12 protein-coding genes are annotated in these 14,122 nt (G+C 69.2%); 5 read left to right on the top strand and 7 right to left on the bottom strand.

Translation table 11 applies throughout. The features are described 5' to 3' along the window. Positions 1 to 3 precede the first annotated feature (3 nt). The 3 genes from D7V77_RS01295 to D7V77_RS01285 form a co-directional block, all read right to left on the bottom strand. Positions 4 to 582, bottom strand: coding sequence for a hypothetical protein (locus D7V77_RS01295; RefSeq protein WP_120574443.1), 579 nt, complete (start codon positions 580 to 582; stop codon positions 4 to 6). A 42-nt stretch (positions 583 to 624) separates the two neighbouring features. Further along, positions 625 to 1,032 (bottom strand): hypothetical protein, encoded by a 408-nt coding sequence (locus tag D7V77_RS01290; protein WP_120574442.1) that lies wholly within the window; start codon positions 1,030 to 1,032, stop codon positions 625 to 627. 186 nt (positions 1,033 to 1,218) lie between these two features. Then, on the bottom strand, positions 1,219 to 1,560 hold the full coding sequence (locus D7V77_RS01285; RefSeq protein WP_126935581.1) for a hypothetical protein: 342 nt from the start codon (positions 1,558 to 1,560) through the stop codon (positions 1,219 to 1,221). A 207-nt stretch (positions 1,561 to 1,767) separates the two neighbouring features. On the opposite strand from D7V77_RS01285, the gene D7V77_RS01280 reads away from it, so the two are divergent. Continuing rightward, positions 1,768 to 4,521 (top strand): pitrilysin family protein, encoded by a 2,754-nt coding sequence (locus D7V77_RS01280; RefSeq protein WP_120574440.1) that lies wholly within the window; start codon positions 1,768 to 1,770, stop codon positions 4,519 to 4,521. A gap of 62 nt (positions 4,522 to 4,583) precedes the next feature. After that, positions 4,584 to 6,140, top strand: coding sequence for a hypothetical protein (locus D7V77_RS01275; protein WP_147451947.1), 1,557 nt, complete (start codon positions 4,584 to 4,586; stop codon positions 6,138 to 6,140). 24 nt (positions 6,141 to 6,164) lie between these two features. Here the strand turns inward: D7V77_RS01275 and D7V77_RS01270 are convergent, their stop codons facing one another. After that, positions 6,165 to 6,611 carry a hypothetical protein gene (locus tag D7V77_RS01270; RefSeq protein ID WP_120574438.1) on the bottom strand — a complete coding sequence of 149 codons (447 nt, stop codon included), beginning with the start codon at positions 6,609 to 6,611 and terminating at the stop codon, positions 6,165 to 6,167. Positions 6,612 to 6,709: 98 nt separating this feature from the next. Between D7V77_RS01270 and D7V77_RS01265 the strand changes: the two genes are divergently transcribed. Beyond that, entirely contained in the window at positions 6,710 to 7,870 is a 1,161-nt protein-coding gene (locus D7V77_RS01265) for an IS30 family transposase (RefSeq protein WP_233596572.1), read from the top strand. A gap of 798 nt (positions 7,871 to 8,668) precedes the next feature. On the opposite strand, the gene D7V77_RS01260 is transcribed toward D7V77_RS01265, so the two are convergent. Next, positions 8,669 to 9,436 carry a glucose 1-dehydrogenase gene (locus D7V77_RS01260; protein WP_120574437.1) on the bottom strand — a complete coding sequence of 256 codons (768 nt, stop codon included), beginning with the start codon at positions 9,434 to 9,436 and terminating at the stop codon, positions 8,669 to 8,671. 255 nt (positions 9,437 to 9,691) lie between these two features. Here D7V77_RS01260 and D7V77_RS01255 point away from each other — a divergent pair, with 255 nt between their 5' ends. Continuing rightward, positions 9,692 to 10,594, top strand: coding sequence for a LysR family transcriptional regulator (locus D7V77_RS01255; protein ID WP_120574436.1), 903 nt, complete (start codon positions 9,692 to 9,694; stop codon positions 10,592 to 10,594). Positions 10,595 to 10,890: 296 nt separating this feature from the next. Here the strand turns inward: D7V77_RS01255 and hppD are convergent, their stop codons facing one another. Both hppD and D7V77_RS01245 read right to left on the bottom strand, forming a co-directional pair. Further along, entirely contained in the window at positions 10,891 to 11,973 is a 1,083-nt protein-coding gene (gene hppD / locus D7V77_RS01250) for a 4-hydroxyphenylpyruvate dioxygenase (protein WP_158624256.1), read from the bottom strand. Between the two features lie 156 nt (positions 11,974 to 12,129). Beyond that, positions 12,130 to 12,954 carry a hypothetical protein gene (locus tag D7V77_RS01245; RefSeq protein ID WP_120574434.1) on the bottom strand — a complete coding sequence of 275 codons (825 nt, stop codon included), beginning with the start codon at positions 12,952 to 12,954 and terminating at the stop codon, positions 12,130 to 12,132. Positions 12,955 to 13,063: 109 nt separating this feature from the next. On the opposite strand from D7V77_RS01245, the gene D7V77_RS01240 reads away from it, so the two are divergent. After that, positions 13,064 to 14,077 carry a hypothetical protein gene (locus tag D7V77_RS01240; protein WP_120574433.1) on the top strand — a complete coding sequence of 338 codons (1,014 nt, stop codon included), beginning with the start codon at positions 13,064 to 13,066 and terminating at the stop codon, positions 14,075 to 14,077. Positions 14,078 to 14,122 lie beyond the last annotated feature (45 nt).

The raw sequence follows: 14,122 nt of genomic DNA, 5'->3' as shown, positions 1-14,122 counted from the left end.
GCGTCAGCGGGCCACGGGCCGCCTGCGGGCCACGCGCTCCCGCACGGTGGCGATGAAGGCCGGCTTGTCCGCGCTGCCCTTCACGCCGTCGAAGTCCAGGTCCAGGTTCTCGGCGACGGCCCGGAGGTATTCCAGACAGGGCTCGTCCGCGGGCGTCTTCCCTTCCGCGAACAGTGGATGGCAGACAGGGCAGTAATTGACCACCCAGACGCGCTCGCCGTCTGGAATCTCCAGCGAGACGGGGCCGCCGTCGCTCCTGTCTTCTTCGTACGGCTCGATGCGCCAGACGCCCGTGGCGTCATCGTCGTCCATGAGCAGCTCGCGGTAGTTGAGGCTGGGGACGAACTCCCACTCGCCCCAGTCGTAGCCGTAGGGCTTCGTCTGCGTGCGGCGGGCGCGGCCCCGGGCCTCCTCGAAGGCGTCCGCGTCCTCCGGCGCCTCATCGGCGGCGAAGAAGAACAGGTCCAGGATGGCTTCGTCGTTGCCGATGCCCTCCTCCTCGCACTCCTTGCCGGTCTTCTCACCGCACTCGAACGACGAGGGAGGACCGCAGACGCTGCATCGGTAGTCGTGGACGCCCATGGCTCCAAGCCTACCCCTTCTGGCCGCGCGCCCTGGTCTCCGTCATTCGCCCTGGGGCGGGTCCTGGATGATGTTGAAGGTGCACGTGAGCTCACCGCCGTCTTCGTAGCGATAGACGAAGCGGCCCTGGGCCTGCCCATCCGCGTAGGCCCGCCGCTCCAGTGTCAGCGTTGCCTCCGTCGGGATGCCGGCGACGGAGGGATAGCCCACCAGGTTGGAGGCGATCGGGAGCCAGTCGCCCACCTTCGACGTGTCCTCGGCCACCAGCGAGTCCCCCTGCCGCAGGAGCTTCGCGGACCAGCCCCCCTCCGTCACCGGACGCAGCCCCGGCATCCAGATGTCCACGCCGAAGCTCGAGAGCCCGGAGTCGTCGTCGGGCGTGTAGAACAGGATGAGCTGCGTGCCATTGGGCCCGCCGATTGCGCCGATGCGCTCCCCGACCCTCAGCATGTTGCTCGCCAGGGGCCAGGCGACGCGCCGGGCGCCGTAGGCGCCGCGGCATTCGCCTTGGGGAGCGGAATCGCAGGCGGTAGCAGTCGAGACGCACACCAACAGCGACAATGCACTGCGGGACAGGGGTCGGAGCATCCGCCCATTTTAACCAAGGTCTCTCCCTCTCATGTCAGTCCCACCGCGTCATTCCTCGCCATCTTTCAACACGTCGAAGGTGCACGTCAGCCCGCCGCCATCCGCGTAGCAGTAGACGAGGTGCCCTTGCGCGGCATACGCCGTCGCGTCCTTCAGCGTCACCGAGCCCTCCACCGGAACACCGGGCGGGGACTGATAGCCGGTCCCCGAGCCGATGTTCCCCACCCATCGCGTCACCAGCGACGACTCCGTGGGCATCAGCCGCGCCTCCCGGGGCGTGAGGCTCACGGTCCGGTTCTTCACCCGGGCGTCCGCCACCAGGTGGATGTCCACCCCGAAGCCCTCGACGGTGCTCCTGGCGGAGCCCGGGCTCCCTGCAATTCCTGCCATCCCCTTCCCGCGGGGAGGGTGAGATGACGCGCCACGGGTGAGCATGCTATGAGGCTGTCGCCGTCTGTCTTTGCCCTTCGCGGTCCGCTCCGGTCAGACGTTGTCTCCCCGGTCGTTCCATCATCCACATTTTTCATTTCCCGCCCGGGGGAGGCGTGGGGCCGTGGGCCCTTCGTGGGCTGCCTCCGGGTTCGTGCCTGGAGTCGTATGTCTTTCCTGTCGGGTTCCGTCCGCGCCTCGCGCCTGGCCATGGCCGCGCTGACCTCCCTGTCCCTGACCCTGGGAGGCTGCGCCACGCTTCCTCCGCGAGGACAGGTCGTCATGCGCGACGTGTCCTTCCCCCTGCGTGACTTCCGCATGCCGTCCGGCCTGCGCGTGGTGGTGGAGCGCGATGCGCGCGCACCCGTGGTGGCGGTGGTCGCGGTGGTGGGCGCGGGAGGCTCCAGCGATCCGGGCGGCAAGGAGGGACTGGCGCACCTGGTGGAGCACCTGGCCTTCCGCGCGCGTCCCGCCAACGGGCCCTCCGTGCAGGCGCGGCTCAATGCCTCCGGCGCTGGGCACTCCAACGCCTCCACCAGCCTGGACTACACCGCGTATGAAGAGCTCGCGCCCAAGGAGTCGCTGGGCGCGCTGGTGAAGCTGGAGGGGGAGCGGCTGTCGTCGCCGCTCTCCAACGTCAGCCCGGAGGTCTTCGCGGTGGAGCGCGAGGTGGTGCGCAACGAGCTGCGCCAGCGCAACGAGACGGGCTACGTGGGCCAGGTGTTCAGCTGGGTGCACGCGGCGTCGTTCCCGGCGGGGGACCCGTACGCGCGGCCCGTGGTGGGTTCGCACGAGTCGCTGTCCGCCCTCACCCTGACGGACGCGCACCGCTTCGCGCGCGCCCACTACCGCCCGGACAACGTCACCCTGGTCATCTCCGGGGACGTGGACCTGGCGGAGGTGGAGGCCACGCTCCTTCAGAACCTGCCGCCCGCGTGGGTGGGCACCGGCGCCCCGCTGGCCCTGGACACGCGCCTGCCCGCGAAGCGCCCGGAGCCCGCGGTCGCTCCAGTCAGCAAGACGATGCCGGTGTACGCGGCGGCGGTGCCGTCGCCGGAGCTGTACCTGTCCTGGGTGCTGCCGCGCTCCTTCGACGAGGCCAGCGCCCTGCATGACTTCGTGGGCGTCAGCCTGGACAGCAACCTCTGGGAGGCGGTGCGCAGCGATGGCGACATCGCGGGCATCTCCACGGGGCTGGTGCCCGGCACCCGCGCGTCGCTGCTCATCGTGCGCGTGCACCTGTCTCGCGGGGACCACCCGGAGCGCAGCGCGGAGAAGGTCCTGGACCAGGTGCACAAGACCTGGAGCGGGGAGATTGAAGCCAGCGGCGTGCTGGGCCAGGAGTTCAACTTCCAGTCCCTGCGCCGCCAGGTGGTGACGAACATGGTGCTGGAGTCGGAGCGGCTGCTGGCGCGGACCCGGAGCCGCGCGCTGCTCACCCACTTCACCACGGACGTGCGCTCGTACACGCGCTCGCAGATGGCGCTGATGGGGCTGGGCGGGAGCAAGGTGACGGACTTCGCGTACCAGTGGCTCCAGCGCGACCGGGCGCACGCCATCCTCGTGCGGCCGGGAGAGAGCGGCACGCCGACGGCGCTCCCCACGCTGGCGAAGCTGCCCGGGGGCGAGCCCGCGGTGGAGGGCGGCGAGCGCGTCACGCCGTCCATGCTGGCGGCCACCACGGCGCCCGTGCAGGTGCTGAAGCTGGAGAACGGCATGGAGGTGCTGCTGGTGCCCCGGCCGGGCCTGCCGGTGGTGCGGGTGGGCGCGGCGATGGGCGGCGGAACGGCGCACGGGGTGAAGCCGGGCGTGGCGGACCTGGCGAAGTGGGGCTCCTTCCGCGAGTCGCACTTCGAGGGCCGCCCGAGCGACTGGGGCCTGCACGAGTCCACCCGCACGGCGCTGGACCACGTGCGCGTGGACATGGCCGGCACGGCGGGCAACGTGGGCAACATGCTGGCGATGCTCGCGGAGGACCTGTCCACCACCCGCACGTCGGAGGCCGTGGTGCGCTACTGGCGCGAGCAGGTGCAGCCCTGGCGTGAGGCGGTGGACACGCGGCCGGAAGTGCTCGCGCACCGGAACCTGATGCAGGCGCTCTACGGCACGCACCCCTACGCCACCGAGGCCACGGGCGCGCAGATGGCGAAGGTGTCCTGGTCGGAGGCGCAGGAGTGGCTGGAGGACGTCTACCGCCCGGGCAACACGACGGTGGTGGTGGCGGGGGAGTTCGAAGTGAAGGACGTCGAGCCGATGGTGCGCAAGTACCTGGGCGACTGGAGCCGGGGCAAGCCGCAGCCGGTGGCCGTGCCGCCCGCGCCGGCGCTGCCCGCGGCGTCCGCGAAGGTGAACACGCTCTTCACCGCGCGGCCCGGGGCCACGCAGGGCCAGGTGCAGCTGGCCTGCCGGCTGCCCACGGCCACGCCGGAGCTGGAGGCGCGCTACGCGCTGATGGCGGAGCTGCTGGAGGTGGAGGCCTACGAACGGACGCGCTCCGGAACGGGAGCGTCCTACGGCTTCGGCGCCGAGCCCTGGATTGGCCGGGGCGGCGCGGCGCACCTCCTGCTGGGCGGCAGCCTGGATGCGCAGCGGATGAGCGAAGGCGTGGCGTCGCTGCGCGAGACGCTGGCGGCGTTCGCGAAGGAGGTGTCCGAAAAGGACCTGGCGAATGCCCGCGCGCGGTTGCTGGCGCGGCAGGGGGTGTCGTTCATCTCCACGGATGCGTGGGTGGAGGCGCTGCTCGAGGCGCGCGTGCGGGGCTTCCCGGTGGAGTCGGTGGCGCAGCGCCCCGCGCACCTCCAGGCGGTGACGGCGGACGCGCTGAAGCAGGAGTTCGCGGGCTGCCTCCAGCGCCTCGTGGTGAGCGTCACGGGGGATGAGCAGCCCAGCCGCGCCGCGCTCCAGGCGGTGTCGGTGCCGTAGCGGGAAGGCCTCCGGTCCGGCGGGCACGACCCGCCGGGCCGCGTGCCTTCGTATGATGGGGCATGCGAGTCATGGACCCCCGCCGGACGCGGTATCTGCTGGGTGCGCTGCTGTCATGGGGCGCCTCCGCCTGTCACGGGACGGACGGGCCCACGGCTCCGTGCGAGGGCGCTGACTGCGCCGCGCCCGGGCTCATCCGGGCGTTCGAGAAGGGCGCCCCGTCCTCCCGGGTGCGGCCGCGCGCGGACTTCGGCGGGCTCAAGGTGCGGCGGGCCGCTGGACGCACCTTCGTGCTGGAGACGACGCAGGACGCGGAAGGACGGGACACCCGCCGGCTCACCGTGTCCGCGCGGGACGGCACGCCCCTGTGGCGGTTCGACGCGGTGGCCCGTGACCACTTGAGTGACTTCACGGTGCACCCGTCCGGGGAGGTCACCGTGGGCCTCGAGCGCACCATCGCGCCAGGGCCGACGTACGACCTGGTGCGACTGTCCTCCGAGGGGAAGGTGTTGTCCTGGGAGCGGCTGCCCATCCCCAGGACGGTGCCCGAAGCCGACCTGGGGGGAACCCTGCTTCCCCCCGCGTTCCACATGAAGTCCGCCTATGTCCACGCCCTCACCGACGGCTGGCTGCGCACGGAGGCCCGCGGCGAGGACCTGGCCGTGGCCTTCCTGTCGCTCGTGGCCGTCCCCCCTGGCGAACCTGCCAGCTGGGAGCAGGCGTCGGGCGTGATGACGCTCCAGTGGAAGGACGGGCGCTACACCGAGCAGTGGACCCGCGTCGTCGACGGGAGCCACTTCACCCAGCCGGCCGCCTGGGCCTACGACGAATTCCGCTGGCGCGAGGCCGCGCTCCGGCCGCTGCTCGCGGTGGACGCGGACGGACGGCTGGTGGTGGGGCGCACCTGGAACAGCTCCCGCTGCCTGGCCTCCAGCCGCACGTTCAATGACTTCACCTCCGTGCACTGCCGCTCCGGCGATGACGTCACCACGCCCTCGGACACCGAACGGCAGCCCTTCGCCATGACGGCCTTCACGCCGGTGGGGACGCGCATCGGGACGCACGTCTTCGTCCCCACCCGGGCAGCGGAGTTCGTCGTCTTCGACATGGCGGTGCGCGACGGAGAGGTGGCGCTCGCGGGCACCGTGGTGACGGAGGGCACGGATGGCACCATCGCCTGGTACCCGTCCGCGCCGGGCGTGGAGGACCGGATGACGCCCTATGACGGCTATCTGGGCGTGCTGTCGCTGGACTCGGGCGCGCTGCGCTTCGAGCACCGCGTGGACACGGGCCGCGCGGACCACTTCTCCGCGTTGCGCTGGACGGACGCGGGGCTCGTCGCCGTGGGAGCCTCTGGTTGGGACCGGTGGGACGGAGGGATGAGCATCTCGCGCGGTGCGGGCCCGCTGCTCGCGCTCGCGTCCACCGATGGCCAGACGGTGCGCACGCGGCGGCCCGGCCCCGAGGGCCAGGGCCGCCATTTCCACCTGCTGGGCGTGGACGCGGACGGGGACTCGCTGGTGGCGGTGGGGCTCGCGGAGGCGCCGATGACGCACTCCGGAGACAACGGTCACCTGGAGGCCATGACCTTCGGCGGGCTCACGGTGGAGCTGCGCTGAAGCCACCCGCGCGCCCTCACGGGCTCAGTGGCCCGGCGACACGTAGCAGAAGTCAGACAGGTAGGGGCAGTCCTGCGGGCAACTGGACGGCGTCTCCCCGTCGCAGCACACGCTGTCGCCGCAGACGGGCCCGAAGCCACAATCCTGCGGGCAGTTGAAGGCATTCTCCGTGCTGGGGTCGCAGGTGTAATCGCCGCAGTAGCCGGCGGGGCTGCCGCAGTCCTGCGGGCAGTTGTAGGAGTTCTCCGTGTTGGGATTGCACACGCTGTCACCGCAGTAACCGGGGCTGCCGCAGTCCTGCGGGCAATTGTAGACATTCTCCGCGCTGGGGTCGCAGATGCTGTCACCACAGACGGCGCACAGGCCGGCGGAGGACGCGGACGCGAACCCCATGGGGCTCACGTAGCAGAAGTCAGACAGGTAGGGGCAGTCCTGCGGACAGCTGGACGGCGTCTCCCCATCACAACACACGGAGTCGCCGCAGACGGGCCCGAAGCCACGGCGGTCTCAAGCGGTGAACGCACCACGTGGGTGCTCACCATGGCACCCTGCTTGACGGGAGGCACTGGGTGCGAGGCAGAGGGAAAGCAGCAAGGCTGACAGGTGAGGACAGGCTGGAGATTCGTCGGCGTGTCATCGCTGGCGAGAACTTTGAGCAAGCGGCGCTGGCCATCGGCTGCTCGAAGAAATCCATTCAGCGGCTCCTGGTGAAGACGGGCGGAGTCGCGCCGCGCGCGCGCCCGCGCTCGCCCTTGCGCCTATCGCTGCAGGAGCGCGAGGAAGTCTCGCGCGGCGTACAGGCGGGCGAGTCGATGCGCGCCATCGCGCGTCGTTTGGGACGCTCCGCGTCCACCGTGTCGCGCGACGTGGCCGCGACGGGTGGCAGGAGGAAGTACCGGGCGTGGCGTGCCGAGGAAGGCGCTGAGCGCAGGGCGCGTCGTCCCAAGCACCGCAAACTCGCCGAAAGCAGCCCGCTGAGGGACGAGGTGGAGCAGTGCCTGGCCCGGCGCTGGAGCCCCCAGCAGATTGCCGCCAGACTGCGCTCGGACTTCCCCGAGCAGCCCCACATGCGCGTGTCTCACGAAACCATTTACCGCTCGCTCTTCGTGCAGGCACGAGGCGCGCTCCGCAAAGAGCTCGCCGCCTGCCTGCGTACAGGCCGGACCCAGCGCCGGCCCAGCAAGCGCAACGACATGGGCGGCCAGCTGCGCGACATGGTGATGCTCAGCCAGAGGCCACCGGAAGCTGAGGACCGCGCCGTCGCGGGCCACTGGGAGGGCGACCTCGTCATCGGCAAGGCAGGCAAGTCCGCTGTCGGCACCCTCGTGGAGCGCCACAGCCGCTATGTGATGTTGCTCGAGCTGCCGCACGGCCGGACGGCAGAGCGCGTCCGCGAGGCGCTGACAGCGCAGATTCAGCGGCTGCCCGAACACCTGCGCCGCTCGCTGACGTGGGACCAGGGCAAGGAGATGGCCGAGCACGCACGCTTCACCATCGACACGCAGGTCCAAGTCTACTTCTGCGACCCGCACAGCCCCTGGCAGCGCGGCAGCAACGAAAACACCAACGGTCTCCTTCGCCAATACTTCCCAAAGGGCGTGGACCTGAGCGCCCTCTCTGGCAAGCAACTCGACGCCATCGCGCATGAACTCAACGGGCGCCCGCGTCAAACACTTGCATGGCGAACGCCTGCCGAAGTATTCGCGTCAGCTGTTGCGACGACCGTTTGAGACTGCCCAGTCTTCGTGACAGGAACCATGTGATGCCGCATCTCGGTACGCCCCGGCGTACTTTGAAGCGTTCGGCCAATCTCAACTGAAGACTCCGGCACAATCTCCGTCCGGCACTCTACCGGCTCCCCATCCTGGTCACTCGCCAGCACGATGTGCACGTCGCTCACGTAACGCCCCCCTGCGGCTTCCGCGCGTTTCATGAAGTCGAGCAGCAACTGGGTACCATCCTGCCGGGCACCGAAGGCAACCGACAGCGTCCATGGCTTGAAGCCAGAGGCCGCGGCCTCCTCCCTCGTTGTCAGGGTCACTCCGTTCACCTGGTACCCCTGAGGCTTATGCATGCACCCAACTGCAACGAGAAACACCCACGCATGGCTTGCAACCCGTCTCAAGAGACCACCCCCTCCTATCGACCGCGCGGACTTCATAGCAGAAGACCGTACTGACGCGGAGTGGATGGCAGCCCCACCCGCCTTCATGCCGTGGGGACCGTCCCGCCATCGATGACGAACTCCGGACTGAACCGCGCGCTCCATCGGCACTTCGGCCAGACGCCCTCGGCCTTCCGCAGGGCCCAGTGCGCTTCCGTGAAGACGGATCGAGAGGCCTGCTCTCTCAGGACCGACCGCGGAGGCCGGCCTCCCACGCCCACTCGCCAGAGAGCAGTTGAGGAGCGTGAAGGCCATGAGGAATTGGCGTCTGTTCTTTTCGCTTCGGCACGGGGCCTTGCCTGCGTAGAGCGCCGTCGAATCGCGTCCGCGGATCCACGGGACGGCTACATCTTCGGCTCCGTGCTCAATGTGCGGTGAATCCTCCATCGACCGGCAGGCAGACGCCGACCACGAAACTCGCGCCCGGACTGCACAGCCACAACACGGCGGCTGCAACCTCGTCAGCCCGACCGAGCCGTCCAATCGACTGCTCCTTCAAGATTCCCTCCATCGCGTCTGCCTGGCCCTTCAGCATGTCCCGCACCATCGGCGTGTCGATGGTACCGGGGCAGACCGCGTTGATGCGGATGCCGCGCGGCGCGTACTCAACGCCCGCACTCTTGGTCATGCCGAGCACGGCGTGCTTGGTGCCATGGTACGCCGCGCGCTGTGGGAGTCCGACCAGGCCGCCCAGCGACGAGTTGTTCACGACCGTGCCAGACCCCTGCTCACGCATGACGCGCAGCTCGTGCTTCATGCTCGCCCAAACACCGAACTGGTTGACCGCCATGACACGATGAAAATTCTCCGCCGGCTCCTCCGCGGCGTCACTCGGGGGGACCTGAATGCCAGCGTTGTTGAACGCCATGTCGAGCCGGCCATACTCCGTCGCTGTCCGATCGACCGCGGCGGCGACCTGCGCCTCGTCGGTGACGTCGCAGGCCACACCGATGGCGATACCGCCTTCTTCGACGATCTTCGCGGCTTCCTTCGCAGCGAGCTCCCCATCGCGATCCGCCAGCACCACAGAGGCTCCGCTCCGTGCGAAGGCTCGCGCCGTGGCGAGGCCCATTCCCATCGCCGCGCCGGTCACCAGGGCCACCTGCCCCTTGAAGTCATACGTCGGATTCATGTCTCGTTCTCCAGATTGATGTTGGGATACAGACCGCGAGGCAGGCCCTCGCGAGCCTGTGGCCGCACGGCTACCAGGCGTAGACTTCGGGCGCCTGGCCTCCCGGCCCCGGCCAGATTCCATCCAGCCTCGTCATCGTTTCGCTGCTTTCCGGACTCAACATGTGCCCAACGCCCTTGATGCAAAAGGGCCCAGTAATGGATGCCTTGGTAAGCTGAAGTTGACAATCAAGGCCGTACGGGCCGAAGCAAGGTCATGGACGACATCCCGTTTACGCAGCTCCAGGCATTCCTGGCGGTCGCCCGTGCCAACAGCTTCATCGGCGCCGCTCGCGAGCTCAGCATCTCGCGCTCGGCCGTGAGTCAGTCCGTGCAGCAGCTCGAGGAGCGCCTGCGGGTGGTACTCGTTCAGCGCACGACGCGGAGCGTCTCTCTTACGGACGCTGGGCGCCGCCTCGTCGACCGTGTCGGCCCCGTTTTCGCCCAGACCGCCGCCGCGCTCGCGGAGGTCTCCGCGAAGCATGGTGAGGTCGTCGGGCGACTCCGACTCTCAGTGCCGCATGCGGCGGTGTCGCTCATCCTTGAACCCGTGCTGCCAACGTTCCGCGAGAGATGCCCTCGTGTCGAGATCGAGCTCGTTCTCGACGAGCGCTTCGTGGACATCGTCGCAGGCGGTTACGACGCCGGCGTTCGCCTCAGCGAGAGCATTGAGCGTGACATGGTGCAAGTGCGACTCACAGAGCCTTTCCGCTTCGTCGTGGTCGGCTCACCTGGATACCTGGCCAAGCACGGCCGTCCGCGGCGCCCCGAGGACCTGCTCGAGCATGAGTGCATCACGTTCCGGTCGCCGACAACTGGCGCGCTGTACGCGTGGGAACTGGAGCGGGGGCGCAAGTCCTGGCGCGTTCCGGTGCGCGGCGGCATTGCAACCAACGACGGACTCCTGTGCTCGACGCTTGCGAAGCGAGGGCTCGGCCTCGCGTACTCGCCGGAGGCATGGATCCGCGATGAATTGCGTCGGGGAGAGCTCGAGGTCGTGCTCGAAGAATATGCCCCCATGGTGCCGGGGTACTTTCTCTACTACCCAAGCCGCAACCAGCAGTCGGTGCCCCTGCGCCGCTTCGTGGAAACCGCGAAGGGACTGCTGTTGGGGCGGTAACCGCCATGCGCTCAATACAAAGGGCGCCGCCTCGACCACGCCGCCGCGCGTCTGTTCCGTGGCTGCCTGTCAGTCGATCCGCGTCCAGGCTGCGCCGTCGTAGAGGAACAGATCCTTCGGGCCGGCAGCGCACAGGCCGCTCTCGCCAACGCTCAGGGACTGCAAGGTTCGTGGACGACCGCCACGCAGACGGCGCGGTTGAGGCCGACACAGGCGTCGACGAACGAGGCGACTGAGGTCCAGCGCTGCGGCATGGTGCGGGCGTCCGTACGACGCTTTCGCACACGCCGAAGCGCTCAGGACTGGGCCCGGCTCAGCTCGTGCTCCACGGCCTCGTAGAGGGCGCGGATGTTGGCGCCGCCGAAGCCGCGTGCGTCCTTGCGCTCCACGGCCTCGAAGAAGAGCGTCTGCCGCGGGTGCACCGAGCGCGTGAAGGACTGCAACAGCAGGCCCCATGCGTCCCGGTCCACCAGGATGCCCATCTCGCGCAGCGGGCCCAGGTCCAGGGGAATGGGGCCGAGCCGCCCCTCGAGCCGGTCGTAGTAGGCCGCCGGGATGTCCAGGAACTCGATGCCCTGCGTCCGGAGCTGCCGCGCGCTGGCGACGATGTCAGGGGAGAGCATGGCCAGGTGCTGCACGCCCGGTCCGCCGTGGCGCGCGAGGAACTCGCCAATCTGCCCCGGGTTCTCGTGGGAGATGGGCTCCTGCATGGGGAAGCAGATGCGCCCGGAGGGGCTCTGCACCACCTTGGAGTTCATCCCGCTGCCGTGGGTCTTGACGTTCTCCTCGTGCGACTGCCGGAAGCCGAAGGCCTCCGTGTAGAAGCGCACCATGGCGTCCAGCGTGCCCGGGGACAGGCAGATGGCCACGTGGTCCAGGCCGGAGAACAGCTCCTTCGCCGTTGACTGAGGCGCGTCCACCGCGCGCAGGCCCGGGGGTAGGAAGCCCTCCCAGGGCCCCTCGCGCTCGATGAGCGAGTGCACCACGTCGCCCATGGCCTGCACGGTGGCCTTCAGCACGCGGCGACCGTGGCCGTCCTGGAGGATGGCGGGCTCGCGCACCGGATGGGCGCCGCGCTCGATGACGTGCGCGTAGGTGGCCACCAGGTCCGGGGTGCGCAGCGCGATGTCCCGCACGCCGTCACCGTGACGCTGGACGTACTCGGACGAGGGAGACTCGGGGGTGAGCCCCTGCGTCAGCAGCACCCGGCAGCGGCCCTGCTGCATCAGCACGCAGCGCTGCGCCTCGAGCCCCGTCTCCGGACCGCCTTCCGCGACGCGACGGAAGTTCAGCGCGTCCGTGAAGAAGCGGGTCGACTGGAGGAGATCTCCGACGCACAACTCGATGTACTCAATCTCATCGACGGCCACGTTCTTCATGTCGATCCTGGAACCTGCTCGCCCCAAGCCAGGCAGCGAGAAGCGCTGATGCCGCATGTGAACAAAAACACTGCGCGTGTATCCAATTGAGCTATTTTTCCAGTACTGTCAAGCATACCTGGATTCACAAGAAGTACAGGGATGTGTCGCGTCGGGTCAGGCTTTGAAACGCGCGGGATTTCCTCCGCGTTTCAGCGCCTCGGACAGCCACCGGCCATAGACGGTCTGGACGGTCCGCGCGTCGGGCCAGAACCCGCGGGCGGCGTATTTGAACAGGCGGCCCGCGGTGCGGCGGCCACTGCGCATGTGGACCACGCGGAGGCGATGCCGGACGAAGTCGGACCACGAGTGGGGACCCGCGCGCAGGTAGGCGCCGTCCAGGGTGAACTGGCAGATGCTGAGGTCCGTCTGCTCGATGAGCGTGTCCGGCCTGGCCCCGTCCGGGAAGAGCGACGGAATGTACATGAACTGGATGACATGCCTCTCCGGTGAGGTGAGGCGCATGCAGTACATGTCGCGGCCATCCGGCATCGTCCGCAACAGGAGCCCTGGCAGGTCCGGCACGGACGCGTTCCTCGGGGGCTTGCGCACGGGGGATGGCTTGCGGCGTAGCATGCGCGGCACCGGGATGCCCGGCCAGGGATTCATGTACTGCAGCCGGGTGATGGAGTAGCCCGTCTCCAGCATGCGGTTCAGGGTGCGCTCCATGGCCGGGAACGAGCCGGAGAAGAGGTCGTAGTCCCCATCGTCCACCGACGTGCTCATCTCCCCGCCGAGCCACCGCGTGACACGTCCGCCCATCATCCAGGTCTGCTCATCCAGCAGGTGGCTGTGGGGCAGCACCGGGAGCTTCAGGACGCGGCGCACGTCCTCGATGAGCGGAGAGCTCTTCACCACCGCCGCGTCCGGGTCGCTCAGGTCGCTCACGCCGAGCAACTCGCAAAGGCTCTGTACCTCCGACTGCGTGAAGTCACGGACCATGGACTGCTCCTGTGGGACGCTGGGGCTGGGACGCGCGGGCTCGCGCCGGGAGCCGTGCGGCTCCTAGGATGCCGGCCGCGGCGCAGGCAAAGGATGGGGAATTCACGTGATGGATGAAGAGCTGTCGCTGGTGGGCTTCACGGAGGACATGAACCTCAACGCCGTCTTCTTCGGCTTCCTGGGGTTGTTCCAGATGGTGTTCCCGGGCCGCCTCCAGGCCTGCTACCTGCTGGGGAGCCACGCGACGAGCGAGGCCGTGGGCGAGAGCGATATCGACCTGACGCTCGTCTTCAAGGGCCGGTTCCAGCCGGGAGAGCGGCGGCGCTTCGAGCACTTCCGCCGGCACGTGAGCCCGCTGAGCCCCCTGTCGCTGGATGCGAACGCGGTGGAGGAGGAGCAGCTGCTGGAGGAGGGCGCCGTCAACCTCAAGAAGACGTCGCTGCTGCTCATGGGCGAGGACCTCCGGGAGCGCATCCCGCTGATGCCGCTGGACGCGTGGATCCGCTACTGCATGCACCGGCCCTACGTCTTCATGGAGCGCGCCCGGGCCCGCGCCGAGGGCGAACCCCTGCGCTTCCCGCTCATCTACCCGGACCCGCGCGGCGAGCTCTACGGCTACGACCACCGCGAGGTGCTGGATGCCCAGGGCCAGTCGCACCGGGGCTTCAAGGAGCTGGTCACCCTGGCCTGCCGGCTGGCGACGGCCGAGGTGGCGGTGAAGGCGGGCGGGTACACGTATTCCAAGCGCGAGGCCATCGAGGCGCACCGCGAGCTCGTCAACGACGCGTGGACGCCCCTGTACGAGCAGATCTACGCGGCCCGCAAGCGCTGGGGCTACCGGGTGCCGGAGGCCGCCGAGGACGTGGCGCACCTGCGGTCGCTCTGCGCGGGCATGTTGGAGGCGGAGAATCATTTCCTGGGGCTCTACAAGGGCTTCCTGCTGGAGGAACTGCGGCGTGGAGCGGTGAAGGACCGGGTGCTGGCGGCCCAGCGGCTGGGGGAGATCGCCTACCCGGGTGATGAAGTGCCCGCGGCGCTGCGGGCCCTCGCGCAGGCTCCGGAAGAGGAGCTGCGCGAGGCGGCGGCGGAGTCGCTCCGTCGCCTGGGCCCGTCCGGCACCTGACCGGACCCACCGGCGGCCTGAACACCCGGGCCGCCGGCACTGGGG

The organism is Corallococcus sp. CA041A (assembly GCF_003612075.1).
Classification (GTDB): domain Bacteria; phylum Myxococcota; class Myxococcia; order Myxococcales; family Myxococcaceae; genus Corallococcus; species Corallococcus exiguus.
The sequence above is the reverse complement of the archived record's forward strand: the minus strand, read 5'-3'. Positions and strand labels throughout refer to the sequence as shown.